This is a genomic window from Aristaeella lactis, from assembly GCF_018118585.1.
Lineage (GTDB): Bacteria > Bacillota > Clostridia > Christensenellales > Aristaeellaceae > Aristaeella > Aristaeella lactis.
In genome coordinates, this window is sequence record NZ_CP069421.1 from 911,567 (window position 1) to 936,917 (window position 25,351).

The 25,351-nt window shown below is 52.6% G+C and carries 25 protein-coding genes; 10 read left to right on the top strand and 15 right to left on the bottom strand.

Annotation, left to right across the window (positions count from 1 at the left end; translation table 11 throughout):
* The first annotated feature begins 23 nt into the window (after window positions 1–23).
* Window positions 24–953, top strand: a complete 930-nt coding sequence (gene hprK, locus JYE50_RS04355; RefSeq protein WP_084094656.1) for an HPr(Ser) kinase/phosphatase — start codon at window positions 24–26, stop codon at window positions 951–953.
* The gene (locus JYE50_RS04360) at window positions 950–1,891 is read left to right on the top strand and encodes an ROK family protein (RefSeq protein ID WP_084094657.1); all 942 of its coding nucleotides are present in this window, start codon (window positions 950–952) and stop codon (window positions 1,889–1,891) included. Before hprK ends, JYE50_RS04360 begins: the two co-directional genes overlap by 4 nt.
* Window positions 1,892–1,964: 73 nt before the next feature.
* Here JYE50_RS04360 and JYE50_RS04365 read toward each other — a convergent pair whose 3' ends face one another.
* From JYE50_RS04365 to JYE50_RS04380, 4 genes are all read right to left on the bottom strand, one after another.
* A complete protein-coding gene (locus JYE50_RS04365) occupies window positions 1,965–3,008 on the bottom strand; it encodes an SPFH domain-containing protein (protein ID WP_084094658.1) in 1,044 nt (347 codons plus the stop codon).
* Between the two features lie 27 nt (window positions 3,009–3,035).
* Window positions 3,036–3,848, bottom strand: coding sequence for a hypothetical protein (locus JYE50_RS04370; RefSeq protein WP_084094659.1), 813 nt, complete (start codon window positions 3,846–3,848; stop codon window positions 3,036–3,038).
* Window positions 3,849–3,929: 81 nt separating this feature from the next.
* On the bottom strand, window positions 3,930–5,189 hold the full coding sequence (locus tag JYE50_RS04375) for a S41 family peptidase (RefSeq protein WP_084094660.1): 1,260 nt from the start codon (window positions 5,187–5,189) through the stop codon (window positions 3,930–3,932).
* Window positions 5,190–5,223: 34 nt separating this feature from the next.
* The gene (locus tag JYE50_RS04380; protein ID WP_084094661.1) at window positions 5,224–6,177 is read right to left on the bottom strand and encodes a PucR family transcriptional regulator; all 954 of its coding nucleotides are present in this window, start codon (window positions 6,175–6,177) and stop codon (window positions 5,224–5,226) included.
* A gap of 141 nt (window positions 6,178–6,318) precedes the next feature.
* On the opposite strand from JYE50_RS04380, the gene JYE50_RS04385 reads away from it, so the two are divergent.
* Window positions 6,319–7,005 (top strand): hypothetical protein, encoded by a 687-nt coding sequence (locus JYE50_RS04385; protein ID WP_084094662.1) that lies wholly within the window; start codon window positions 6,319–6,321, stop codon window positions 7,003–7,005.
* 57 nt (window positions 7,006–7,062) lie between these two features.
* Here JYE50_RS04385 and JYE50_RS04390 read toward each other — a convergent pair whose 3' ends face one another.
* From JYE50_RS04390 to JYE50_RS04440, 11 genes are all read right to left on the bottom strand, one after another.
* Window positions 7,063–8,184 (bottom strand): ABC transporter ATP-binding protein, encoded by a 1,122-nt coding sequence (locus JYE50_RS04390; RefSeq protein ID WP_084094663.1) that lies wholly within the window; start codon window positions 8,182–8,184, stop codon window positions 7,063–7,065.
* A gap of 125 nt (window positions 8,185–8,309) precedes the next feature.
* Complete coding sequence (locus tag JYE50_RS04395) at window positions 8,310–8,948, bottom strand: hypothetical protein (RefSeq protein WP_084094664.1); 639 nt, start codon at window positions 8,946–8,948, stop codon at window positions 8,310–8,312.
* A gap of 23 nt (window positions 8,949–8,971) precedes the next feature.
* The gene (gene coaD / locus JYE50_RS04400; protein ID WP_179138212.1) at window positions 8,972–9,463 is read right to left on the bottom strand and encodes a pantetheine-phosphate adenylyltransferase; all 492 of its coding nucleotides are present in this window, start codon (window positions 9,461–9,463) and stop codon (window positions 8,972–8,974) included.
* A gap of 12 nt (window positions 9,464–9,475) precedes the next feature.
* A complete protein-coding gene (gene rsmD, locus JYE50_RS04405; protein ID WP_084094666.1) occupies window positions 9,476–10,021 on the bottom strand; it encodes a 16S rRNA (guanine(966)-N(2))-methyltransferase RsmD in 546 nt (181 codons plus the stop codon).
* 19 nt (window positions 10,022–10,040) lie between these two features.
* Window positions 10,041–10,862 (bottom strand): hypothetical protein, encoded by an 822-nt coding sequence (locus JYE50_RS04410; protein ID WP_084094667.1) that lies wholly within the window; start codon window positions 10,860–10,862, stop codon window positions 10,041–10,043.
* A gap of 17 nt (window positions 10,863–10,879) precedes the next feature.
* A complete protein-coding gene (gene alr / locus JYE50_RS04415; protein WP_084094668.1) occupies window positions 10,880–11,995 on the bottom strand; it encodes an alanine racemase in 1,116 nt (371 codons plus the stop codon).
* A complete protein-coding gene (gene murC, locus JYE50_RS04420; RefSeq protein WP_084094669.1) occupies window positions 11,961–13,400 on the bottom strand; it encodes a UDP-N-acetylmuramate--L-alanine ligase in 1,440 nt (479 codons plus the stop codon). The genes alr and murC overlap by 35 nt, the downstream gene beginning before the upstream one ends.
* 21 nt (window positions 13,401–13,421) lie before the next feature.
* Window positions 13,422–13,709, bottom strand: coding sequence for a YhbY family RNA-binding protein (locus JYE50_RS04425; protein WP_084094670.1), 288 nt, complete (start codon window positions 13,707–13,709; stop codon window positions 13,422–13,424).
* Between the two features lie 28 nt (window positions 13,710–13,737).
* Window positions 13,738–15,006, bottom strand: a complete 1,269-nt coding sequence (gene obgE, locus JYE50_RS04430) for a GTPase ObgE (RefSeq protein WP_084094671.1) — start codon at window positions 15,004–15,006, stop codon at window positions 13,738–13,740.
* A gap of 19 nt (window positions 15,007–15,025) precedes the next feature.
* Window positions 15,026–16,369, bottom strand: coding sequence for a DUF711 family protein (locus JYE50_RS04435; RefSeq protein ID WP_494545863.1), 1,344 nt, complete (start codon window positions 16,367–16,369; stop codon window positions 15,026–15,028).
* Between the two features lie 20 nt (window positions 16,370–16,389).
* Window positions 16,390–16,662 (bottom strand): ACT domain-containing protein, encoded by a 273-nt coding sequence (locus tag JYE50_RS04440; protein WP_084094673.1) that lies wholly within the window; start codon window positions 16,660–16,662, stop codon window positions 16,390–16,392.
* 134 nt (window positions 16,663–16,796) lie between these two features.
* Between JYE50_RS04440 and JYE50_RS04445 the strand changes: the two genes are divergently transcribed.
* The 7 genes from JYE50_RS04445 to JYE50_RS04475 are packed head-to-tail and all read left to right on the top strand — an operon-like array spanning window position 16,797 to window position 25,339.
* Complete coding sequence (locus JYE50_RS04445; protein WP_143763509.1) at window positions 16,797–17,396, top strand: Maf family protein; 600 nt, start codon at window positions 16,797–16,799, stop codon at window positions 17,394–17,396.
* 6 nt (window positions 17,397–17,402) lie between these two features.
* Complete coding sequence (locus JYE50_RS04450) at window positions 17,403–18,434, top strand: rod shape-determining protein (RefSeq protein WP_084094675.1); 1,032 nt, start codon at window positions 17,403–17,405, stop codon at window positions 18,432–18,434.
* A gap of 31 nt (window positions 18,435–18,465) precedes the next feature.
* Window positions 18,466–19,995: a rod shape-determining protein MreC gene (gene mreC, locus JYE50_RS04455; RefSeq protein ID WP_084094676.1), complete on the top strand. Its 1,530-nt coding sequence runs from the start codon at window positions 18,466–18,468 to the stop codon at window positions 19,993–19,995.
* A 3-nt stretch (window positions 19,996–19,998) separates the two neighbouring features.
* Window positions 19,999–20,613 (top strand): hypothetical protein, encoded by a 615-nt coding sequence (locus JYE50_RS04460; protein WP_084094677.1) that lies wholly within the window; start codon window positions 19,999–20,001, stop codon window positions 20,611–20,613.
* 49 nt (window positions 20,614–20,662) lie between these two features.
* A complete protein-coding gene (locus JYE50_RS04465) occupies window positions 20,663–23,290 on the top strand; it encodes a peptidoglycan D,D-transpeptidase FtsI family protein (protein WP_084094678.1) in 2,628 nt (875 codons plus the stop codon).
* 20 nt (window positions 23,291–23,310) lie between these two features.
* On the top strand, window positions 23,311–24,129 hold the full coding sequence (gene minD, locus JYE50_RS04470) for a septum site-determining protein MinD (RefSeq protein ID WP_084094679.1): 819 nt from the start codon (window positions 23,311–23,313) through the stop codon (window positions 24,127–24,129).
* Window positions 24,116–25,339 (top strand): FtsW/RodA/SpoVE family cell cycle protein, encoded by a 1,224-nt coding sequence (locus JYE50_RS04475; protein ID WP_084094680.1) that lies wholly within the window; start codon window positions 24,116–24,118, stop codon window positions 25,337–25,339. Before minD ends, JYE50_RS04475 begins: the two co-directional genes overlap by 14 nt.
* Window positions 25,340–25,351: the final 12 nt, after the last annotated feature.

Below are 25,351 nucleotides of genomic sequence, written 5' to 3' on the forward strand. Positions count from 1 at the left end.
GAAAGCCGCAGGGAGGTAATGGTTTGATTTCAGCAAAGGACTTTGAGTCCTCGCTTCATCTGGAGTGTCTTGTTCCCTCCTCCAGGACGGAATGGGATATCCGTACGCCTGACCTGAACCGGCCGGGTATGCAGTTCTGCGGATTCTACGAGTTTTTTGCCTTTGAACGTCCGCAGCTCATCGGCAAGGTGGAAATGGCTTATCTGGAGAAACAGTCTCCGGAAGAACGTACAAAACTCCTGGATAAATACTGCAGTTATCCGATTCCCTGTATTATCATCTGCCGGAATCAGACGCCGCCGCCGGAGTTCCTGGCGGCAGCAAAAGCGCATGATATTCCGGTCTATTCCAGCCAGATGGTGACCAGCAAGTTCACGGCCCTGGCCATCAATTACCTGAACCGCCGGCTTGCTCCCCATATCACCAGGCACGGGGTGCTCGTTGATGTATATGGCGTCGGTGTCTTCCTCTCGGGGAAAAGCGGCGTAGGCAAAAGCGAAGCCGCGCTGGAGCTGATCAAGCGCGGTCATCAGCTGGTTGCGGACGATGTGGTTGATATCTGCCGGATCTCGGACAACCGTCTGATCGGTACCTGTCCTGAAAAGATCCGCCATCTGATGGAGATCCGGGGTATCGGCGTGATCGATATCAAAGCGCTGTACGGAATCGGCGCTGTGGCGCAGAGCAAAACCATCGACCTGATTATCGAACTGGAAACCTGGGACGAAAACAAGGCTTATGACCGGATCGGCATCCAGGATGAAACGATCGAGATCATGGGTGTCCGGGTTCCCCATCAGCTCATGCCGATCAAGCCGGGCCGCAACCTCGCCATTATTGTGGAAGTTGCCGCACGTAACCTCAGTCTGAAGCGCACCGGTTATAACGCGGCACGTGAATTGTCCGCGGTTTTGCAGGATGAAACGAATGAACAAGGAGGATCCTTTGAATGATCAGAATCGGTATTGATGTGGGTGGAACAGGTATCCAGTTTGGTGCTGTGGACAGCAGCAACCGGATTATCCACGAGGAATCCATCCCCACACGTACGGATATTCCTTTTGAGGAGCAGGTAAAGCGGATCGCCGAATGTGTTAAGTCCACTGCTGCCGGCGCCGGATTGTCTGTGGATGATATTGAATCTGTCGGCATCGGCATTCCCGGTATCGCTTCCGCGTCCACCGGGGAGATCATCAAATGCACAAACATGGGATGGAATCACGTTCCCTTCCGCACGGTATTCCGTCAGTTCCTTGACAAGCCGCTGTTTATTGAAAATGACGCCAATGTTGCGGCGCTTGCCGAGAGCGTTGCCGGCGTCAGTGCGGGTTCCTCCTCCAGCGTTTTCATCACGATTGGAACAGGTATCGGCAGCGGTATCATCCTGAACGGACGGATCTGGAGCGGCGCCCACGGCATCGGCGGAGAACTGGGCCATGTCATCTTCGATCTGGACGGTGTACCCTGCACCTGCGGAAACAAGGGATGCCTGGAGCGGTATTGCTCTGCCACGGCCCTGATCCGTATGGCTCGTGAAGCTGTTGTGGAACATCCGGATTCCATGATCCTGGCCCTGGCCGGCGGCGATTCTTCCGGCATTGAGGCAAAAACAGTTTTTGATGCTTCCAAAGCCGGTGACGCAGTTGCGGTTTCCGTTTATCAGCGGTTCATCAGTTATCTGTCCCAGGCCGTTGCCAGCGTTGTCAACCTGCTGGATCCCGAGATCATTGTCCTTGGCGGCGGCGTCAGCAAAGCCGGCAGCTATCTTCTGGATCCCATTCTGAAGGAATATCCCCGTTATGTTCTTTTCAATGACCAGCCCCTGCCTCCTGTGAAAATTGCCGTTCTCGGTTCTGAAGCCGGCATTATCGGCGCGGCGATGCTCTCCTGATCACTTAGATAAGCATTTTGAATTCATGAAAAAAGGAGCTGCGTGACGCAGCTCCTTTTTGATGGGTTATTTGTTACTGTTTGGCACCGCATTCCGGACAGAATTTGGTTCCGGCGGGAATAGCGGTTCCGCAGCTTGTGCAGAAGCTTCCGGCATTCTGCTTGGCGCCGCATTCGGGGCAGAATTTCGCTCCGGCAGGGATCTGCGCTCCGCAGGCAGCGCATACAGCGCCGGCAGCGGCGGCGGGAGCCTGCGGTGCGGAGGGGTTCATGCTGTTGGCAAACATCTGGCCCATGGCCGCGCCCGCGCCCATGCCAACGCCCATGCCGGCCATGCCGTTCTGGTTGTTGGCAGCGTCACGGATCGCTTCAGCCGCCTGGTATTTGGCGTACTGATCCATGTTTCCGAGCACGCCCATGGAGGTGCGCTTATCAATACTCTTTTCCACATCTTCCGGCAGGGAGATGTTTTCGATCACGAAACTGCAGAGCGTCAGGCCCAGTTCAGCCAGCTTGGGATTGATGGCTTTCATGGCATAGTCGGACAGCTCTTCATAATTGGCGGCAAGATCCAGCGCAGGGATTTTGCTTTCTGCGATCGCGTCGCTCAGGCCGCTTACGAGGGTCCGTTTGATCTGGCCTTCAACGCCTTCAACCGTGAACAGCGCCGCAGTGCCGAACACTTCCTTGAGGAATTTGGCGGGATCGGATACTTTGAAGCTGTAGATACCAAAGGCGCGTACGCGGATCATGCCGAATTCGGCATCGCGCATCATAACGGGGTTGCTTGTGCCCCATTTCATATCCAGGAACTGCTTGGTGTTGACAAAATAGACATCAGATTTGAAGGGAGAATTAAACCCGTACTTCCAGCTCTTCAGGGCGGTAAGGATGGGCATATTGCTTGTCTGGAGCTCATACCTTCCGGGCTCAAACACATCAGCCAGTTCGCCTTCGTTCACAAAAATAGCGACCTGGCTTTCACGAACGGTCAGCTGGGCGCCCATCATGATTTCCTTGCCGTTCATGTCATATTTGTGAACCATTGTTTTGCTGGAACTGTCGGACCATTCGATCACATCGATCAATTGACCTTTGATAGCGTTCAGAATACCCATCGTGATTCCTCCTTGATATGTAGTTTTTTATGCTTCATCCGTATCCCCGCACAAAGCGGTCAGTGCGGGATATACGCGAATTCCGGTAATATGGAGATCAAGTCCGAAAAACTCTTTCATATGCTGGATGCTGTCTGCTGTATAGGTAGTCAGCATGGCAGTCATTTTATCCACTGTCATGTCCGTGTCCACGCCATGCAGCGGGCAGGCAAGCACAAGGATCCGTCCGTCCGAATGAATCGTGGGCAGGATATGGATTCCGTTCAGGTCACCGGCAAAGGAAGTACGCAGCGCAACCTCAAGGCGGTCTTTGCCGTAATGCCATCTGCCTTCAAGCTTGTCGTACGGGGCGGACTGGTCGATTTCAATCAGAAGGCAGGGTCTGTCCGCGTCCATCCGGCTGCGCAGGAGCTTCATGTTCCGGTGCAGGTCATCACTGCTCTTTACCTGGCCGTTGATCACTTTTTTAAAGTAATCATGCCTGCAAACCTGCAGCACATCACGGGTATTGGATCTTTCGTTGTAAAAATCCGCGTGGATCTTGTTCAGCAGGGCCTTGAGCTCATTCAGGTACCGAAGGACTTCCTCTTCGGTTCTTCCTGCCTCAAAAATGGATACCTTCGGGAAATTCTCCTGCAGGTAGGCAAGCATAAGCTCTTCCTGTTCATGGCTGACAGCCAGGCAGATACCATCCGCGTGATGCTTGGCAAGGCTGTCCAGCATGCCTTCGTAGTCATGGCGGATATGCGGCGGCTTGAAGCCGATCAGTTCCCAGTTTTGAATCCTGGAAAATGCGTTCAGCACATCCTCCTGATCAGATACCAGCAAAAGCTTGTACATCCAACAACCTCCATGGAGAAATTGGGACAATTCGCCTGTATATTATAGCCTACTTATAACCATTATGCAAATGAAATCGTTTTAATGCAGCAGTTCGTCCATCACTTCAATGGCTTTGATCAGCTGGACGTCGTTTTTCCGGTCCGCGAATTCATAGGTTCCGTTGTCCCCTTCCGGCAGCGGAACTTCATAGTCCGGAGTGATTCCGACTTTATGAACTGCGGATCCGCCGGGGGTGAAATACTGGGCAATGGTCATCTGATATCCGGCGCCTTTATTGCCTACGGGGAATACTCCCTGGATAATGCCCTTTCCGTAGCTCTTGACGCCTACTGTTACAGCCCCCGCGCAGTCCCTCAGGGCTCCGGTGAGGATTTCGGAGGAGCTGGCGCTGTGTTCGTTGATCAGGATCACAAGTTTCACATCCACTTTGCCGTCTTTGGTTTTGTATTCATCCCCGTGCTTCTCTTCATCCCTGTACTTCAGGTAGCAGAGTTCGCCTTCGTCCATGAACAGATCCGCGATATACCTGGCCTGGTCGACCCATCCGCCGGAATTGTCCCTCAGGTCAATGATGATTCCCTCTGCTCCCTGGGAGACAAGCGTATTCAGTGCTTTTTCAAATTCTTCGTCACAATGTCCGGCAAATTCATACAGGGCGATATAGCCGGTTCTTCTGTCGAGCATCTGGCTTTCAACCTGGTTTACATTCACCTGTCTTCTGGTGATCGTGAAAGTGATTTCCTCATTGTCACGCAGGAAAGTCACGTCAACGTTCGTTTCAGGTTCTCCCCGCATGATATCGACCGCGTCCTGGAGGTTTGTCGCGTTCACATACAGATCCTCGCCCACCCGGTACAGGATATCGCCGCGTCGGACTCCGGCTTCCTGGGCCGGTCCGCCTTCAAACACCCGGATAATGGTGCATTCCTGTGTTTCCATATTGGCCTGGATCATTACACCGATACCGACGTATTTTCCTTCATCCTCTTCCCATAGTTCTTCATATTCTTTGGGGGAATAGTAGAAGGAATAAGGATCATCCAGCCCTGCCATCAGGCCTCTGGTGGCATATTCGATCATCTGTTCCTTATTCGTTTCCACATAGAAGCTTTCATTCGCCGCGTCAAAAATATCAAACATTTCCGAGAACTGCTTGTATTTTTCATATTCCTCCCGGCTGATCATCACCGTATCACCCTGCATAGATGACAAGGAAGAGGGGGTGTATTCATCTGTGCGGAACATCGCTTCAAGTGTGGAAGCAGGAATAACGGAGCAGGAACTTAATGTAAGTGCCAGAATGAGGATTGTCAGGACAAAGAGGCGTTTTTTCTTCATGGTGGATCTCCCTTCAGTAAAAAACTGATAGATTTCAGGGCTTTTCAGACAGTTCTGTAATGATTTTGAATACGGCCGCGTCTGTAAAACTGCGCAGGTCCAGGCCGTAATCCTTTTTGATCTTGTCCAGTCGGTAATTCAGCGTGTTCCGATGGATGAACAGCTGTTTGGAAGCGGCTGTAAGATTCAGGTCGTTCAGGAAGAAAACCCGCACCGTTTCGAGTATTTCCTCCGAAAGGGGCTGCGCGTTTTCAGGAAAAATCATCCGGACTATTTCCGCCTGTTTTTCCCGGGGAATACATTCAAGGATTCTTTCAAACGTCAGCCTGCCGTAAACAAATACGCTGTCATTCCGGTGATATTGTATACCGGTTTCCAGTGCGCCGGCTGCCTGGAGAAAACTGTTCCGGAAGCTGAAAAGATCAGCGGCGGCCTGCCCGATACCGGCCTTGATTCCGGGGATGCCTTCACTTTCCAGGGTTCCGATCAGCGCCTCGGCATAATCCGCGAGTTCTTCTTCCTCTGTATCGGAGATTTCCCTGATCAGCAGGACATCAGACGGTCCGGTACGGATAAGGATATCCTTCTTCTCCAGCGGGGCAATATCCCGGAATATCTGCAGGAAGTCCTTTTCATCTGGGTGACATGCGCGGAAAAGAACCGCGCAGCGCTGAATATCAGGATTGACCATGCATTTCCGCAGCGTACTGAAATCCGGCCTGTATGCCGGATCATCCAGCATCTTCCGGAACAGATCTCCGCTGTTCTCCGGAACAGCTTCCGACGCTGTCTGTCCCCCCTTCAACAGGCACAAAAAATCATATCCTTCCTGACTGTCCGGGAGGATAACGACTTTCTGTTCATGCATCACATAAACAGATCCGTCTCGGGTGACACGGTGTTCAGGAGAAATCATAAGTGAACGGCGGAGATCGTCGGGAAGCTCATCGATGCCGATGATTTCCGTCATCAGTTTTTTACCGGACAAATACAATTCCTCCCCTTTTCCATTGATATTTTATTATATCACAGATCACTCTTTTGGAAAACGCAATCTTGTCTGAGGTTGAAACTCTCCTTTGTCAACAGTATAATAGATTCCGGAAATGAATCCTGAAGGAGTGACCGCATGAAACGATTGAAGCTGGCAGCCCTGCTTACAGCAGCGTTTTATGCCGTCTTTTCCTTTTCCCAGGCTCTGGCTGCCTTCTCTTTTCAGGATACCCGTTTTCAGAATGTTCTGACCACGGAAAACCTGGATGCGATTATAGAAGAATACGAATTGTACGATGGCTGGTACTGGACAACCCAGGCGGATATCCCCCAGACCTTTCACGGCCATCCTGAATGTCCCGGCTGGACCACAACGGTAGACAGGAACAACCGGAAAGCTTATCAGGAAGGATGGTACGGCTGCCGCTGGCCCATCGACCATGTCAGGAAAGCCGCTCCGGACAGGGGCGGATACGCTGAATGCTTCGCTTTCGCCCAGTTTATCGGTTATCTGCTTTCCGGTGAGGTCAATCCGCAGCACAACTGGGATTTTTATTATGACACCAAGTCTTCCGGCGGTCTTTGTGTAGGAGATATTGTCCGCGTGGAATACAGGAAGAGCGGCCATGAATACTACCACAGCGCCGTAGTTTACGAGATCAACGGAGAGGAAATCGTATTTCTTCAGGTTTCCGGCGGATCCTACAACAGGATATCTATCGGAAAAGGATTCTCAGACGGAAATGTGGAGAACGTCACTTCCCTGGAGGAGCTGTCCGTTATTCCCGGCCTGAAAATATCCAGATATCATCCCGAACAGTAAAACTCCCGGACCATCAAGGTCCGGGAGTTTTTTTCTGACTTTTTACCGATGTGATCCTTACTTGTTGAGGATCGTTTTTTCGGTTTCCTTATCGAAGAAGTGCAGGTGGTTGGTATCCAGAGCGATCTTGATCTTCTGGCCGGCCTTGCTGGAAGTACGGGGATCAACGCGGGCGATGATGTTGCCTTCCTTGCCGGTGGTGCTCAGGTACAGGTAGGTTTCAGAACCCATCAGTTCTGTCACTTCAACGTCAACATCGATGGTAGCGGAAGCGAACTCAGCCAGCTTCTGCTCATCATCATGGATGTTTTCGGGACGGATGCCCATGATAACTTCCTTGCCGATGTAGCTTTCATCAATGAACTTGGCCACTTTCTGTTCCGGAACAACGATCTTGTTGTCACCGAAGGTGGCGACGACATCCTGGCCTTCACGATCCAGTTTCACATTAAAGAAGTTCATCTGGGGGCTGCCGATGAAGCCGGCGACGAACTCGTTGGCCGGATAGTCATACAGGTTCTGGGGGGTATCCACCTGCTGCACAACGCCGTCCTTCATAACAACGATACGGCTGGCCATGGTCATAGCTTCGGTCTGGTCATGGGTAACGTAGATGAAGGTGGTCTGCAGTCTCTGATGCAGCTTGGTGATTTCGGTACGCATCGCAACACGCAGCTTGGCGTCCAGGTTGGACAGAGGTTCGTCAAACAGGAAGACCTTGGGCTCACGGACGATAGCACGGCCCAGGGCAACACGCTGACGCTGACCGCCGGACAGAGCCTTCGGCTTACGGGTCAGCAGGTGGGCGATGTCCAGGATCTTGGCGGCTTCTTCCACGCGGCGCTTGATTTCATCCTTGGGGGTCTTGCGCAGTTTCAGACCGAAAGCCATGTTGTCAAACACGGTCATATGCGGATACAGAGCGTAGTTCTGGAAAACCATGGCGATGTCGCGGTCCTTGGGAGCCACGTCGTTCACCAGTTTGTCGCCGATATACAGTTCACCGTCGGAAATTTCTTCCAGGCCGGCGACCATACGCAGGGTGGTGGATTTACCGCAGCCGGAAGGTCCGACAAGAACGATAAACTCTTTGTCTTCGATGTCCAGGCAGAAGTCGCTGACGGCGGTCACATTTCCGGTGTAGACCTTGTAGATGTGCTGAAGGGATACACTTGCCATATCTGTAATCCTCCTTGATTTGTGGGTTTTACCCTTTTACCTGTATTATAGCCGCAGGCAGAAAAAAAAGGAATTGCCTGTTTGCACAAGAATTCCTTTTTTGTTTTGTACATATTTCACAATGATTATCTGTGATTCCTGATCTCATTCCGTTCCAGGCGGATGCTGTTGATCAGTTCACTGAGCTTGCGATCTGTTTCTGCCAGCAGTGAATCCATGTAATCGAGGGTGTTTTTGTGCAGTTCCGCGGCTTCCTGCCGGGCACTTTCCCTCAGTTCATCGCATTCAACCCGCGCGCGCCTGACAATGCTTTCTTCCTCAACAAGCTTCCTGGCTTTGTTTTCAGCGTCGTCCAGCATGCGTGCCGCCTCGGCGGAAGCCTGTTCCACCCTGGCCTGCGCTTCCTGGTTGGCCTGATCCATCATTGTTCCGGCATCCCGGTGTGCCTGGTCCACCATCTGCTGGGCATTCTTGGCCGCCTCATTGACCATGCTTTGAGCCTGGTTTGACGCGTTTTCAAGGATCTCTTTTCTCTTCTGCTCCGTTTCATTGCGGATCGTTTCCTCTTCCTCAACGATCGCTGCCGCTTTTTTAACGGTATCAGGCAGGTTCTGTTCCAGCAGGTCCAGCTGGGTCTGCATCAGGTTTCTGTTGACAATGCAGCCTTCGCTGTTGATCAGGCTTCTTTTCGCGTTTCTCAGCTCATCGGCAAGGATCCCGATCGCTTTCAGGCATTCACCGGCGCTGCGGATATCTGACGGCATATCTCTTTTTCTCCTTTATATTCTTATTTTATTGTCTTTTTCGACAGCAGAGTCTCTATATCCTTTATCAGTGTTTGGGGAACAAACGCGCTGATATCCCCGCCGAATGAGGCGATTTCACGTACAGCGGAAGATGAAACGCCTGCCAGTGCGGGATCTGTGGGAATCAGTATGGTTTCAACTGAGCTGTTCAGCATTTTGTTTGCACAGGCAGCAGTTATTTCCTGTTCATATTCAGGTGTGTTCCGAACACCCCTGATAACGATCTTTTCTTTTTTCTCAGCCATATAGTCTGCAAGGAGTCCGTCCCAGCTGTCCACATCCACATTGGGGTATTTCCTGCAGGCTTTTTTCAGGAGCTGAATCCGTTCTTCCAGCGGTATGGCACTCTTTTTGGCAATGTTGACCATGACTGTGACGGTAACATGGTCAAACAGCTCTGAAGCTCTCCCGATCACGTCCATATGCCCTTTGGTCACAGGATCAAAGGAGCCGGGAAAAACGCATGATACCATTTTCATCCTCCTTCAGGTCTTAAGCCTGTAAAAAGAAACTGCACAGAATCCCCATTCCTTCTGCCGGACTACCTCATACTGATCCGCTGCGGTGATGCTTTTACCGGATTCATGTTCCAGCACAATAAGTGTATCAGCATCTGTAATGGGGATCAGTGAGGCAAACACATCGCGCAGGTCTGTCATGCAGTACGGCGGATCGAGGAAAACAAGGTCAAATATCTGTCCTTCCTCCTGCAGGATCCTGACGGCCCTTTTCCAGTCATACAAAAGGACTCGCGTCTTTTCGGTGTACCGCAGGGTTTCGATATTCCGTTTCTGGACCATATGGGCTTTACGGTCGGAATCCACCATGACAGCGGACTCAGCGCCGCGGCTGATGGCCTCCAGGCTCAGCGCGCCGCTTCCGGCAAAAAGATCCAGCACCCTGCTTCCGGGAACCTCAGCCTGGAGCATATTGAAAATATTCTCCCGGACCCGGTCCAGGGTGGGCCTGGTGTTACGGCCTTCCGGCGCGATGATCTGCCTGCCGCGTGCCTCACCTGCAATGATTCGCATATCTTCAGGTTCTCCGAAATCAGTTCAGCTGTTCAGGTTCGCGCCTGCGGACCTGGTTGTTCTGTTTCCTGATCCTTTTCTTTTCCTTCCGGATCCGGCTTTTGTCATTTTCAGAGATAACGGTATGGATCCTGGTCCGGATCTTCTTACCGCTCATATAGCCGAAACCGAAGAAAACGGAAGGCAGCATCACAATCAGGGGGCTGATTCTTTCCAGCAGGAACATGCCGTTACTGTTGTCATGTCCGATCACATTCACAAAGGGCATGATACATATCCGGATCAATGCCCTTATATAATCTACAGCGTTCATTGCTTCCGGCTGCGTATAATTGATCAGCGCGTCGCCGATTTCGCTGCGGCCGGCGTAGGCCTGCATCCAGGAAGGCAGGGTCCCCGCTTCCGTTGTCAGCACTGTTGTCCGGAAAGCAAGGATCAGCGCCGGAATCAGGATCGGAAGCGTACCGATGGCGGCGTTGATGAATCCCTTGGCCGGATGGTAACAGACTTTTCTTTCTGATTCGCTGTATTCCTGGTTCCGTTCTTTTCTTGTATACAGGATCTCCCCCCGGGATACCGCGTCTGTTCCGTAGTTGGTGCCGAAATTGAAATAAAGCATCATCTGTACGGCAATAACCGCCAGGTTCAGGCCCAGGCGCAGCACAGTGCTTCCAAATGCCGTAGCGGAACAGGCAATGAATGAAACAAGGATGATCACAACGAGGGTCCCGAAAAACTTCAGGCTTCCCTTTGCTGTGTTTTCATCCAGGGCATCCCCCCTGACAAAAGGTTTAACGATTTCCTTTACCTGGGGAGCTTTCTTTTTGCTTTCCGTGTTCATCTGTATACCATCCTGTTTCAATGATGATTGAAATATTGTCTGTCTACGCGGCCGGCGGAACTGCACAGGATCTCGTAGCTGATCGTTCCCGTCCAGGACGCGATCTCCTCGGCGTCAATGGATTCGTTACCGCTTTGACCCATCAGGACAACCTCGTCGCCGGCAGCGACTCCGTCAATGTCGGTAACGTCAGCCATCATCTGGTCCATACATATTCTGCCGATTATTTTAGCACGTTTACCCCGGATAAGTACATATCCCTCTTTACCGCAGGATCTGAAATATCCGTCCGCATAACCGCAGGTTACGGTTGCGGCGCGTACGGGCTTGTCATTTTGGTATGTTCTGCCATAGCTGACAAAGGATCCGGCTGGCAGTTCCTTGACATAGCTGACGGTCGCGGTCCATGTCATACAGGGTTTCAGTTCTGTTTCCGTCGGTACCGGCGGATAGCCGTAAAGGCTGATTCCGGCCCGTACCATATCAAGGGCCATTTCCGGAAACCTGTGAATGGCTGCCGAGTTGCAGCAGTGCCGCAGGACCGTTTCCGGAAGGGATTCTGTAAGCTTCAGAAATTTCTTATACTGCTCTTTTGTAAAGGCGATTCCGTCTTCATTGCCGTCAGCGTCTGAAAAATGTGTAAAAACACCGGTGATCTTTACGTGGGGACAGTCCCCTGCCGCTTTCAGGACAAGATCACGTTCCTCCTCATTCCTGACACCGATGCGTCCCATTCCCGTATCGATTTTCATATGGACTTCGGTCTGTTTTCCCAGGGCATCTCCCGTTTCTTCACACAGGTATACCATTTCGGGAGAACAGACGGTCTGGATCAGGCTGTATTCTGTTCCGGCCTGTACATCAAAAGGCGATACGGCACCGAGGACAAGGATCGGGATCTCTATTCCCGCTTTCCGCAGCTGTATCCCTTCGCTGACCGCGGCAACAGCAAGCATTTCCGCTCCGCCTCTGATGGCTGCGCGGGCAGTTTCCACGGCACCGTGTCCGTATCCGTCCGCCTTCACTACCGCCAGCACTTTGGCCTGGGGCGGAACAGAGGCGCGGATGGCTCTCATGTTGTTTTCAATGGCCGAAAGATCAATTGTCCTTGTGTTTCTCTGGATCACAGACATTTTTCTTCGCCTTCTCTTCTGTATAATGCCGGTGGATCTGGTCGTTCAGCAGGTTGATATCACCGCATCCCATCGTAATGACAAGATCACCCGGCTGCCAGTGGGATTTCAGATAGGCTTCCGTATCATCAAAGGAAGGCGTCCATACGGCGTTGATTCCGTTCTTCTTCATTCCTTCCGTGATCATACCGCTGTTCAGGTCGCCCGGATCGGCTTCCCTGGCCGCGCAGATATCCGTCACAAGGGTGAAATCCGCTTCTTCCGTGCAGGTCAGGTACTGGTCAAACAATGTCCTGACGCGGCTGAAGGTATGGGGCTGCATCACAGCCCACAGCCTGCCTCTGCAGTTTTTGCGGGCGATGGAAACCGCGTTCCTCATTTCAGCGGGATTATGTCCGTAATCGTGGTAAATATCCACGCCGTCTATTCTGTCTGTCAGTTCGAAGCGCCGGTGTGCACCGACAAACCTGGAAAGTGTTTCCGCGGCTTTTTCGGGATCCAGTCCTGTCCGGTAAGCCGCCGCGATGGCTGCCATACCGTTCATCACATTGAATGTTCCGGGAACGCCCATTTTCACGGACGCGGCTTTCTGTCCGCGGAAATACAGGTCATAGGAAGCGTATCCCCGTTCATCTTCCTGAAGGTTTTCAGGATACCAGTCATTTTCCTTTCCGAAGCCGAATGTGATAGTTTCACATTCCAGCTTTGAGAACAGACGCCGGATACGTTCGTCATCACCGTTGCCGATGGCAGCTCCGCTCTGGGGAACAAGGGAAAGATACTGCCCGAACGTAGCCTCGATCTCATCGATATCTTTGTAACAATCCAAATGATCCGCGTCTATGTTCAGCACCACCGCGATCGTTGGGTACAGATGCAGGAAGCTTCTGTTGTACTCACATGCTTCCGCGACAAATATATCGCTGTGTCCGACCCTTGTGCTGCCTCCCACGGCGTCAAGCCTGCCGCCGATGGCGATGCTGGGATCCATGTTGTTTTCCAGCAGCATCTGGCTGAGCATGGACGTCACGGTGGTTTTCCCGTGGGCACCGCAGATGCCCACTGCCTTACCGTAACCTTCCATCAGCTGGCCGAGGAGCACAGCCCTTTCGATACAGGGAATCCCCAGCCGTTCAGCCTCCTGCCTTTCAGGGTTGTCAGCCCTGATGGCCGCTGAATATACAACCAGGTCGGCTCCGTGTACGTTTTCAGCTTTATGACCGATATGAACCACCGCGTTCTTTTCCCGGACAAAGTGGACCAGATACGTTTCATCCCGGTCACTGCCTGTGACAGTATATCCCTGGTCGATCAGCATTTCAGCCAGGCCGCTCATGCTGCTGCCGCCAATGCCGATCATATGGATCCGTCCGCCGGGAATATTCCTGATATGGCCGGTTTTCATCCCTGCTGTCACTTCCTGTTTTTATTCAATCGTAATACGCGGATTTTCGCGGCTCGGACGATACAGAACAAAGCGGCGTCCGATAAACTGGATCGGTTCGGCGCCGGTTTTTTCACACAGGATCGTCAGGGCACTTCTGGCGTCCATGGGGGCTCCCTGCTGAACGCAGCCTTTGATCAGTTCCCTGGCTTCCAGCGCGTCATATACCTCTTTCACAACGCTGTCGGTAATTCCCTCTTTACCTATATAAATGATCGTCTCGAGGGGATTCGCCATTTTCCTGAGGGCGGCTCTTTGCTTGCCTGTCATTTTTTCTCCTCCGTATTTTCAGTGGTCGTCATTCGATAAAGTCAAATTCCATATCGGCAATCTGTACCGTGGAACCTTCTCCGGCTCCGGCTTCCTTCAGGGCGTCTATGACGCCTGTTCTGCGAAGGGTGCGGTGGAACCAGTTCAGGCTTTCCTGATCGTCAAAATTGACGCTGCTGATCAGGTGATCCATGCCGGGACCTGATACAACATACACGCCGTCTTCAACCGTCACTTCAAAGGCATCCCTGTCGACGGTCTCCTCGGGGATCTCCTCTTCATGATAATGCAGGATAGGCGGAAGTTCCTCCAGCTGTCTTGCGGTTTCATCCAGCAGTTCGTCAAAGCCCTGGTGGGTCGCGGCGCTGACCGCGAATACCGGAACGCCCATTCCTTCAGCAATAATACGCATCCTGGTCAGGTTTTCCTCAGCCCCCGGAAGATCTGTTTTGTTGCACACGATAATCTGGGGTTTTTCGCTGAGGTTTCCGTACCGGTCCAGTTCAGAATTGATCTGGTCCAGATCATCGATCGGATCCCTGCCTTCACTGCCGGAAATATCGACCACATGCAGCAGGAGCCTTGTTCTTTCCACATGGCGGAGGAAATCATGTCCCAGGCCCGCTCCGTCAGAAGCGCCTTCGATCAGTCCGGGAATATCCGCCAGCACGATGTCTTTCCCGAAGCGACGAACAATGCCCAGATTAGGGGTCAGGGTTGTAAAGTGATAATTGCCCACCTTCGGTCGGGCGCTGGTCACAACGCTCAGAATGGAGCTTTTCCCTACATTGGGATAACCGATCAGTCCGACGTCGGCGATGGTCTTCAGTTCAAGCCGCAGTGTCCTGATATCTGTTTTGATCCCGGGCTTGGCGAAATTGGGGGCCTGCCTTGTGGGTGTGGCAAAGTGCTGGTTGCCCCATCCGCCCTTGCCGCCCTTCAGCAGCAGCCGGGTTTCGCCGGGTATATCCATATCCGCCATCACGCGGTCTGTCTGGTCATCATAGATGACCGTCCCGACGGGAACCTTGATCAGCAGGTCATCTCCCCGTTTTCCAGTGCAGCGGTTAGCCTTTCCGTCCTCCCCGTTTTCGGCGGTATATTTGCTTTTGAAACGGAAATCCAGCAGCGTATGCATATTCACGTCCGCGTAGATCAGGATATCTCCGCCGTTACCGCCGTCACCGCCGTCAGGGCCTCCGTTGATCACAAACTTTTCCCTGTGGAAGGAAGTGGATCCGTTTCCGCCGTTTCCGGCCTTTACCGTGATTCTTACACGGTCAACAAAGTTACCCATAGTCAGCCCCTTACTCTCATCAGTTTCTCATGGAGTGGATCGGCGCGGGGATTCTCCCGCCCCTGGCAATAAAGTCCTTATTGCTGAATTCATTGACAGGCATCACAGGCGCGTGTCCAAGCAGCCCGCCGAATTCCACGGTGTCCCCCGCCTTTTTTCCCGCGGCGGGAATCACGCGTACCGCGGTCGTTTTATTATTGATCATGCCGATAGCCGCTTCATCCGCGATAATACCGCTGATGGTTTCCGCGGACGTATCTCCCGGCACCGCGATCATGTCCAGTCCGACAGAGCATACGCAGGTCATGGCCTCCAGCTTTTCGAGCGTCAGTGCTCCGGCAGCCGCGGCTTCGATCATGCCGATATCCTCGCTGACGGGAATAAAGGCTCCGCTGAGTCCTCCCACATGGTTGCTGGCCATAATGCCGCCTTTTTTCACGGCATCGTTCAGCAGGGCAAGCGCCGCGGTTGTGCCCGGGGCTCCGGCATATTCCAGTCCCATTTCGGTCAGGATATGGGCTACGGAATCGCCTCTTGCGGGAGTCGGTGCCAGGCTGAGGTCCACAATGCCGAAGGGGATACTCATCCTCTTGCTGGCTTCCTTGGCAACAAGCTGTCCCACACGGGTAATCTTGAACGCAGTGCGTTTGATGGTTTCGGCGACAACGTCAAAGGGCTCTCCCTTTACGCTTTCCAGCGCAACTTTCACAACACCGGGGCCGGAAACGCCCACGTTGATGGCGCATTCGGGTTCTCCGGCACCGCAGAACGCGCCGGCCATGAAAGGATTGTCTTCCACCGCGTTGGCGAATACAACCAGCTTGGCGCATCCGAGTCCGTCAGAATCGGCAGTCAGCTCGGCTGTTTTCTTGATAATCTGTCCCATTTCCCTGACGGCGTTCATATTGATTCCGGCACGGGTGGACGCGACGTTGACGCTGGAGCACAGGAAACTGGTTTCACTGAGGACTTCCGGAATGGACGCGAGCAGGCGTTCATCCGCGTTGGTGGCGCCTTTATGCATCAGTGCGGAATATCCGCCCAGGAAATTGACGCCGACTTCTTTGGCGGCACGGTCAAGCGCTTTCGCGATCGGCACGGGATCTCCCTGTGCGATCATACTGACAGGCGTCACGCTGATGCGTTTGTTGACAATCGGAATCCCGAATTCGAGTTCGATCTCCTGTCCTGTATGGACAAGGTTGGAAGCTACCCTGCAGATCTTGTCATATACACGGTCCGCGCAGCGCTTCGGATCGGGATCGGAGCAGTCCAGAAGGTTGATACCCAGTGTGATCGTCCTGATATCAAAGTTTTCCTCCTGGATCATCCGCATCGTCTGGAGGATCTCTCCGGTTTCTATCATATTATATTCAGTCCTCCTCAGATGCGGTGCATGGCATCAAAAATATCCATACGCTGGATATGGATGGTCATTTTCAGTTCGTCCCGTACAGGCTGCAGCTCACGGTCTATCTCATCAAAGCGAAGATGGGCACCGTCCAGGTCCACAACCATCATCATGGTAAAATAACCGCCCAGGATGGTCTGTGTAATATCAAGGATATTGATATTCATCTCACTGAGCTTTGTGGCCACCCGGGCTATAATGCCGGTGGAATCAAGGCCTGTCACGGAAATCAGCGCTTTTGTCATAAAACTTCTCCTCCGGGAAATATAATCATATTATTATAAGGATCACTGCTGTTGTTTGTCAATTTTACTTTTTTTCTGAATGTTCTTATGATATAATTGCTAAGTTTTAGATTAGCCTGGAAAGGATGGTCTGTTTGTCTGGTCTGGTTCTCGCGTCCTGTTCCCCGCGCCGTAGTGAACTCCTTCACAGGCTCGGGTTATCCTTTCGGACAGACGCTCCTGATGTTGATGAGGAATGTTCCCTCCCGGCGCCGGAAGCTGTCAGTCTCCTGTCCCGCCGCAAAGCCTCTGCCTGCGCGGTGCGGAATCCCGGCTGCACGATTCTGGCGGCTGATACACTGGTGGCTTTGGAGGATAAAATTCTCGGCAAACCGGCGGACGCTGATGACGCTGTCCGGATGCTGCACCTTCTTTCGGGCCGCAGCCATCAGGTTTACACCGGTGTCACCGTCATTTCCCCGGACGGACAGATCCTGACCGGATACGACCGCACCGATGTCACATTTGACACCATATCGGATGAGGAGATCCTCTCCTATGTACGTTCCGGTGATCCCCTTGACAAAGCCGGAGCTTACGGCCTCCAGGGCCGCGCCGGTATGTGGATCACGCATATAAGCGGTTCGGAATCTTCTGTGATCGGCCTTCCCCTTTATCTGGTACGTTCCCTTCTCACCCGGTCCGGTTTTCCGCTCGTGCGGGAGATTGACCTGAATCAAACGATCAAAGGATGATTATGTATGCCTTTTCTGGCTCCCGATATAGGAATTGACCTTGGCACTGAGAACATCAATGTTTATGTCCGCGGACGGGGTATCGTCATTTCCGAACCCACCCTTGTTGTGCTTTCAAAGGAAAACCGGAATACCATCCGTGCCGTGGGTGACGAAGCCCGGTTCCTCTACGGACGTTCTCCGGATACGCTGATTGCGGTCTCTCCGATCCGCAACGGCCAGGTGGCTGATTTTGACATTGCTGAGCTTATGTTCCGTTATTTTATCCGGAAAGCTGTCGGTGTTTCATACCTCGGAAAGCCCCGCATCATCATCTCCGTTCCCTGCGGAATGGATGACGTTAACCGGAAAGCGCTCACGGAGGCGATCCGGATGGCGGGAGCGCGGCATGTATTCCTGATCGAAAAGCCTTTTGCCTCTGCCATCGGTACAGGTCTGCCAGTCTACGATCCCATCGGAAGCCTTGTGGTGGATATCGGCGCCGGAACAACGGATATCGCTGTGATCTCCCTCGGCGGCCTGGTTGTCTCCCAGAGCGTCCAGGTGGGCGGCAATAAATTCAATGAAGCCATCGCCGATTATCTCCGCCGTGAATGCAACATCCTGATTGGCAGCCAGACAGCGGATAATATCAAGAAAGACCTGGCATCTGCACTTCCGCTGAATGAAACCCGCACCATCATGGTCCGCGGAGTCAATCAGCTGAACACATCCGCCGGAACGGTTTCCTTCACTTCAGACCAGGCCTATGACGCTGTAAAAAACCCCTGCGGTGCCATTGTCAAAGCCATCCGCTGGGTTCTGGAAAGAACGCCGCCTGAGCTGGCCGCTGATATTATGAAGAGCGGCATCCATCTGACCGGCGACGGAGCGAAGCTCTTTGCGCTGGACCGTTATATTTCCGAAAGCCTCGGTATGCCTGTGCTTCTGGCCCGTGATCCCGGAGACTGCTGCATTCTCGGTATCGGTTACCTGACCGAGAATATCCAGCTTGTCACACCGCAGGATAAACGCTCCAGGCCGTCAATCAAACAATGATTTTCTCGATCCGAAAGGGGGTGTTCCGCAGATGTCCGCAAAAAGGCGTCTGGAACGCGCGTCTGAAGACCGCCGTCCGGTTGTGACGGATGACTTTATTTACGATGATCCCATTCAGCCTCAGTCCGGCAGTGAAACGGACAGTGCATATTCCGATACGCCGGAGGAAGCAATCCGGAAACTGAAAGGCAGCTCTTCCCGGGATACCCGTTCAGACAATAATGATTTATCCGGTCTTGCGGAGGACCGTCCGCAGGAATCTGATGAAGGTTCCGGAAAACAGAACAAAAAACACAGTTTTTTCCGCCGGAAGAAATCCGGCGAACGCCGTTCTCATCCGGTCATCCGCGGCTTTATCCTGGTGCTGATCACCCTGTCGCTGATCCTGGCTGCCGCAGCGTATATCTTTAATCATTCCATGGAAAACTCCCCGCAGATCCTTTCTGTGCCTGAAAACACGATCAGCTCCGCGGTCACTCCTGTACAGGGCTTCTTCTCAGGCCTGACCGAAACCATTTTCGGATATTTTCGGACCCTGAAGCTGCGTTCCAATATAGAGACCGCCTACAATGAACTGGTTGCGGAAAATGAGGAACTTGCCTATAAAGCCATGCGTGTGGACCAGCTGGAACAGGAGCTGTCCATGTACAGGGACATACAGGATGAGATGCTTGCCAACCAGGATCTGCAGCCCCTCTTCTGCAATATCATCGGAAAATCCGATTCCAATTATTTCAGCACCTTCACGATCAATAAGGGCTGGAAAGACGGTGTGCAGAAATACTGTGCCGTTGTTTCCGGCGGCGGGCTGGTCGGTTATACCGAAAGTGTTGAATACAGCACTTCCACTGTCCGTACGATTATCGACTCAACAGCTTCCATCGCCGCGGTTATCGACAGCACGCGGGACCAGGGAAATGTAAAGGGAACGCTCGGTATTGATGAAACGCCGATCTGCCGCATGTACTACATGTCCACCAAAAAGCTGCCCCGTCCCGGTGACCTGGTCGTCACGTCCGGGGTTGCTATGGATTTTATCCGTGAAATACCGATCGGCACCGTTACTGCCAGCACCCGCGGTATGCAGGAAAAAAACCAGTATATTGAAATCACTCCCATCGTTGATTTCTCTCACCTGGAAGCGGTTATTGTTTTCCGCTATAAGCCGGATTACGCGGAACCCATTGAGCGCCGTGAAAACGCGGACGCCAATATAGAACTTGTTCCGCTGGAAACCGCAAGACCTTCGCCCCGGGTTCCGGAAGTCGCTTCCGTCTACAAATCCCAGGACGATGATGAACTGGATTATGACACCGGTGAAGGAGATGAAGACGAGGAACCGGAAGAGGAAACTCCTTCCCCCACGCCTGACCAGACGCCTACTCCGACACCTGTACCCACGCCTTCTCCGTCTCCCACTCCCGATCACACTTCCTTTGTTTATCATTCCGTGAATACATTTAGCGAGCCGACCCCGACGCCGACGCCGAGCCCTGTCCCCACTGCCACCCCGTATATCACGCCTGATCCTGACGATATGACCTTCGATGAGGAGGATTGATCCATGCAGAAGATCGTATCCGCAAGATATCAGGCCAGCTTTCTGCGCAGGTATCTGATGCTGGCTTTCCTGGTTGTCATGGGGTATCTGTGCCAGGTCTGCGTTATTCCGTACTGCAGTATAGCGAGCGTTGCCCCCAACCTGCTGTATGTAGTGATCGGTATCGTAACGGTCGCTTACGGCAAACTTCGTGCTTTCTGGGTTGCGATGATCTTCGGTCTGCTGATGGAGATCATGCTTCCGTCTGTTCCTTTTGTAAACCTGGCAGTCTATCCCCTTTCAACGCTTTTCTGTTCCTTTGCCTTTGCGGACAAGCCCCTGAAAACGCTGGAATATGAAAGAGCCACCAACCAGCATAAAAAAGAACTGCCAGCCTGGCTCAGGACGCTTCTGTGCACCGCGCTGAACATCCTGGTCTATGAAGTTGTCAATGTCACCTATATTTACCTGGGCGGTAATGCCCTGCGTCTGCATCATTTCGTGAAAGCTTTCCTGAGCATCCTGTATACTTCCCTGCTTTGCTTCGGTCTGCTTTTCCCCGTACGGAGAATGATCTTCGGGCCCAAAAAGCAGGTCCTTGTCCTCAAGAGTGCCCCGGTTACCTTCCAGCGCGGCTGATCATTCCTGTCAGTCTGCCTGTATCTTTTCCCTGAAAGGAGTGTAATCATTGGATCAGAAGAAGAAAAAAACACCCGAGTTCTGGAGATATGCAGCTTTTCTTCTCGTGCTGTTCGGCATTTTCATCTGGCTCAGTTCAGGCCTGATGAATCTTCAGCTGAAGCAGTCTGAAGAATATAAGGAAAAAGCGGAAGAGACCCGCACCAAAACCATCGCGCTTCGCGGAAAACGCGGAAGCATAAGCTCCGCAGACTCTGTCGTGCTGGCGAAAGACGTTGAGATCTTTAACGTTACATTCCAGAAGGACGCCACAGCGAATACGAAAGCGCTCTATAAACAGTATACGCAGTCCATTCTTGATACCATTGAAATCATTGAAAGAAACGGAAGCACCATTGACGTTTCCTATGTCATACGCCGCAAACCTGAACTGAAGGAAGTTGAGGAAGAGGACGAGTTCGGCAATATTATCAAAACCACATATGATCCCAACCCGGAAATCGCTGTCGGAGACTGGGAATTCCACTTTGGTTCAGGTGTATCCGATACCGTTCTGGAAACCCGTGAAAAACAGTGGCGTTCCAATAACTACCTGACCAACACCACAAAGTATAAAACCGCGGAGCAGTGCCTTGAAGCCCTGCAGAAGCGGTATCAGTTCGACGTAATTGAAGAAGAATCAAATATAAAGATTCCCGAAGAGACCAGGCTGAAAGTCATGGCGATCTACTCGGAAATGCAGATGAACATCTTCAATTCACAGCCCATTGTTATTTCAAAGGATGTTCCTTTCCAGACCGTGATCGAGATCGAAACCCGTTCCGCCACGCTGCCCGGTATGGGGATTGAAGTGGGCACTAAACGGGTATATCCCCGCTCCACCCTGGCCTCCCAGATTATCGGCTACACCGGCGCGATCCCTACCCGTGAGATGTGGCTGGAGCTGCAGGCCAAAGGATATTCCTATAATGATACCATCGGCCGTGACGGTATTGAATCCTCCATGGAGGAATGGCTTACCGCGAACAGTTCCCTCCGGAAAGGCTACCGCACCGTGGAACGGGACCAGATGTCCCGCGTGATCCGTGACATTGGTGAGGCCACCCAGCCCCAGGACGGCAACAACATCAAGCTGACGCTTAACGCCGCTTATCAGCAGGAAGCTGAAAGGTGCATTGCCCGGAATGTGAACGAAGTCCGGGATACACAGGAAAAGAAACTGAAAAATGAATCCTGGCTGGAAGCTAACAAGAACGATATCCATAAGCGCAAGTGGGATCAGTATCCGCTCCAGCTGGCACAGCACGGCTGCCTCATCGTCCTGGATATGTATGACCGTGTCCTTGCCCTGGCCAACTATCCGACCTATGACCTGAATGCCCTGGTGCAGGGCGGAGACGCCGCCCTGGAAATCCTGCAGGACGACCGCAATCTTTTGCTGAACTACGGCATTCATGCCCGCGGAACGCCCGGCTCCATTTTCAAAATGGTTACCGGTATGGGTGCTCTGTCAGAAGGGCTGCTGAAATGGGACGAACGTATTTCAGACCTGGGATATTTTACAAAGTACAATAAGGACTTGAGCACAGCGCCTAAATGCTGGATCAGCAAAAACGCCCGTGGTGAACATGCCAACCAGACCATCGTTGAGGGACTGGAGCATTCCTGCAATTATTTCTTCTATGAGATATCTTCCCGTCTTGAAGAGGACAGGCTGTATCAGTATGCTAACCTCTTTGGCTTGACATCCAAAACGGATATAGACCTGCCCGGTGAGGTTCATTCCGTTGTCGGCTGCCAGAACACGCTGTATGACAAGAACAAGCCGGTGAATGAAGCAAACCAGGATACATCACTGCCCATCATTGTTTTCAACTCCATCAAGAAGCACCTCAGGAGCTGCGGTGCCAACAAGGGTATTGACTACAGCGATGAAAACCTCTCCAAGTGCGCCAAGCGCCTGATGGATATGGCTGTGGATAACGATGAATCCAATTGGCTGGAATATATGCGCACCATCCTGATGGAAGAACTGAACATGACCAAGGAAATGGTTTACCTCCAGTCCGTCATCGGTGATACCTACAACTACATGAACGATATCAAGTGGGGTGGCGGCCAGACCATCCTGACCGGTATCGGCCAGTCCGTTACCGTTCTGACACCTATCGCTGTAGCTAGGTATGTCTGTACCATTGCCAACGGCGGATATGTTTACAATGTATCCCTTATCGATTCCATCACAGCTCCGGATGGAACAATCCTGGCCCAGCGGGAGCCCGGTCTGATCCGCCGGCTGGAGCATTGTGAAACGGAACCCGGTGACACGTATGGCAACACCAACTATATGGCGCTGATCCGCAAAGGCATGAAGGGCGTTGTTGACGAGGCCGGTACAGCCAAAAAGCACTTCCGTAACTGGCCCTACCAGGATCAGATCGCCGCGAAAACAGGAACCGCGCAGGTTACCTCCATCGACCTGGAAAACAACGCCTGGTTCGTCTGCTTCGCGCCTTATGAGAATCCGGAAATCGCCGTGGTTTGCTTCATTCCCAACGGTTATTCCGGTTCTGAAGCGTCCATGGCCGCCCGTGACTTCATTGAATGGTATATGGAGCAAAAGGAAGTACGCGATGTTGAGATTGTCCTTCCCACAGGCAATTCTCTCGCGCCGTAATCCCAATTCGGAGGTTTACGATGTCTAAATGCTATGCGGTCGCTTCAGGAAAAGGTGGTGTAGGCAAATCAACGCTGACTGCCAATCTTGCCGCTGCCCTTGCCCTGGAAGGATCCCGTGTCCTTGTGATCGACGCTGATATCGGTCTTCGTTCCCAGGACGCGATCCTTTCGCTGGAAAACCGGGTGGTCTACGATCTGATCGACCTGGCGGAGGGAGACTGCACCCTCGACCAGGCTGTCCTGCCGGTGGATTCCGTCCGCGGTCTTTTCCTGCTGCCCGCTGCGCAGTTTTCCCGCGCCAGGAAACTGGATCCGGACCGTTTTCGCAAAATCCTGGATTCCCTGAGACAGTCCTATGACTATATCTTTATCGACTGTCCCGCGGGTGTTGAACGCGGTCTCCGGAATGTGCTGAACGCGGGTGTTGACGAGGAAATCCTTGTGGCTACGCCTGACGATATATCTGTCCGCAGCGCGGAAAGGGCCTTTCAGGTCATGGATTCCAAGAAGCTGAACCGGCCCTGGCTCATCGTAAACCGGATCAACGCCGACTGGGTCCGTTCCGCCGGTATGATGTCCGCCCGGACCGTTTCCCAGGTGCTGGATCTGCCGCTTCTGGGGGAGATACCCGATGACCCGGTTGTCCTTCGCGCCGCGCTAAAGCATTCGCTTTTCATCACCTATGACTGTGAGGCACGCAATGCCCTGATGCGTACGGCGTCAAGACTTGCCGGACGTTCTTTGCCTTTCCCTTGCTATGGCGAAAAGAAACCCTCATTGCTTCGCCGGCTGTTTTCCCGTCCTCTGAAGGAGGTGACCCCTATTGACGATCACTGAGAACCGGCATGCGCGTGCTCATGTGGACGGTATCCTGATCGCGATGGTTTTTGCTATGGCTCTATTTGGCGTCATAGCGGTATGCGTAGCTACTTTTTCTCCTGATTCATCAACAGACGGCTCTCTTCTTAACCATATTTTTGAATCTTCCTATGCCGAACGCCAGTGTCTTTTCCTGCTCCTGGCGCCACTGGTTGTGGGTGTTATCACAGCGTTCCCTTTTGATATCCTGAGACGCCGCGCTGAATGGTTTTACTGGGCCGCTTTTTTCCTTCTGGCTGTGACCACCATCTTCAACAGGGCCGCCGGTGTTAAAGCCTGGCTTGATACCCTCTGGGGCTATACGATCCAGCCTTCGGAGTTTATGAAACTGGCTATGATCCTGGTTCTGTCCAAGAATTTTGCCAGGCAGGACCGTCCCATGAGCGATTCCCGGTCCTTTATCCATATCTTCCTGATCGTGATCATCCCCAGCATAGTCATCCTGATGCAGGGTGAAACAGGTTCACTGCTGGTGATTATCTTTATGTTCGCGGTCATGATGTATTTCGCGAATGTTTCCATGAAAACCCTGGGAATTCTGGGCGGGCTGGCTGTTATCGGTATTGCTGCCCTGGCTGCTTTCGTTGTCATTGCCGGCGTGGATGACTATCGTCTGAACCGGATCACCGGATGGCTGAACCCTGCCGAATATTCTTCTTCTGACGCTTACCAGCAGACCATGTCCAAAATGACCATTGGTTCCGGCGGACTGACCGGCAACGGCATGTTTGTCACAGGCGCAATATCACAGCTGAATTATGTTCCTGCTGACTGGACGGACTTCATTTACGCCACTATCGGTGAAACCTGGGGGTTCGTTGGCTGCATCGCTGTGCTCGGCGGCTATATCCTGATCCTGCTCAGGATGCTGTACCTTGCCTGGTTTACCAGGGATAAATTCGGCAAACTGATTATTATCGGCGTGATGGGCATGCTTCTTTTCCACGTGCTGGAAAATATCGCAATGACGCTCGGTCTCATGCCGATCACAGGAATACCGCTGCCTTTCCTTTCCTACGGCGGTTCCAACATGATGACAAACATGGGCGGTGTCGGCCTGGTGCTGAACGCGGTTAAAAACCGTTCCCTGAATGCGGCTGTCAATACGCCCCAGACCCTTTACAATCCCTACAGGATCCATAAAAACTTTAAAACCAGGGCCTACTGATTCTTTTCCGTT

Coding starts and splice junctions, on each gene's coding strand:
- JYE50_RS04395 (WP_084094664.1), bottom strand. CDS start 8,948: ATGCCGTCAGATATCCGCAGCGCCGGTGAATGCCTGAAAGCGATCGGG.
- alr (WP_084094668.1), bottom strand. CDS start 11,995: ATGTCTGTGATCCAGAGAAACACAAGGACAATTGATCTTTCGGCCATT.
- mreC (WP_084094676.1), top strand. CDS start 18,466: ATGTCCGCAAAAAGGCGTCTGGAACGCGCGTCTGAAGACCGCCGTCCG.
- minD (WP_084094679.1), top strand. CDS start 23,311: ATGTCTAAATGCTATGCGGTCGCTTCAGGAAAAGGTGGTGTAGGCAAA.
- JYE50_RS04410 (WP_084094667.1), bottom strand. CDS start 10,862: ATGAACACGGAAAGCAAAAAGAAAGCTCCCCAGGTAAAGGAAATCGTT.
- rsmD (WP_084094666.1), bottom strand. CDS start 10,021: ATGCGAATCATTGCAGGTGAGGCACGCGGCAGGCAGATCATCGCGCCG.
- JYE50_RS04440 (WP_084094673.1), bottom strand. CDS start 16,662: ATGACAAAAGCGCTGATTTCCGTGACAGGCCTTGATTCCACCGGCATT.
- JYE50_RS04385 (WP_084094662.1), top strand. CDS start 6,319: ATGAAACGATTGAAGCTGGCAGCCCTGCTTACAGCAGCGTTTTATGCC.
- coaD (WP_179138212.1), bottom strand. CDS start 9,463: ATGGTATCATGCGTTTTTCCCGGCTCCTTTGATCCTGTGACCAAAGGG.
- JYE50_RS04365 (WP_084094658.1), bottom strand. CDS start 3,008: ATGGGTATTCTGAACGCTATCAAAGGTCAATTGATCGATGTGATCGAA.
- JYE50_RS04360 (WP_084094657.1), top strand. CDS start 950: ATGATCAGAATCGGTATTGATGTGGGTGGAACAGGTATCCAGTTTGGT.
- murC (WP_084094669.1), bottom strand. CDS start 13,400: ATGAAAACCGGCCATATCAGGAATATTCCCGGCGGACGGATCCATATG.
- JYE50_RS04460 (WP_084094677.1), top strand. CDS start 19,999: ATGCAGAAGATCGTATCCGCAAGATATCAGGCCAGCTTTCTGCGCAGG.
- JYE50_RS04390 (WP_084094663.1), bottom strand. CDS start 8,184: ATGGCAAGTGTATCCCTTCAGCACATCTACAAGGTCTACACCGGAAAT.
- JYE50_RS04425 (WP_084094670.1), bottom strand. CDS start 13,709: ATGACAGGCAAGCAAAGAGCCGCCCTCAGGAAAATGGCGAATCCCCTC.
- JYE50_RS04375 (WP_084094660.1), bottom strand. CDS start 5,189: ATGAAGAAAAAACGCCTCTTTGTCCTGACAATCCTCATTCTGGCACTT.
- JYE50_RS04450 (WP_084094675.1), top strand. CDS start 17,403: ATGCCTTTTCTGGCTCCCGATATAGGAATTGACCTTGGCACTGAGAAC.
- obgE (WP_084094671.1), bottom strand. CDS start 15,006: ATGGGTAACTTTGTTGACCGTGTAAGAATCACGGTAAAGGCCGGAAAC.
- JYE50_RS04370 (WP_084094659.1), bottom strand. CDS start 3,848: ATGTACAAGCTTTTGCTGGTATCTGATCAGGAGGATGTGCTGAACGCA.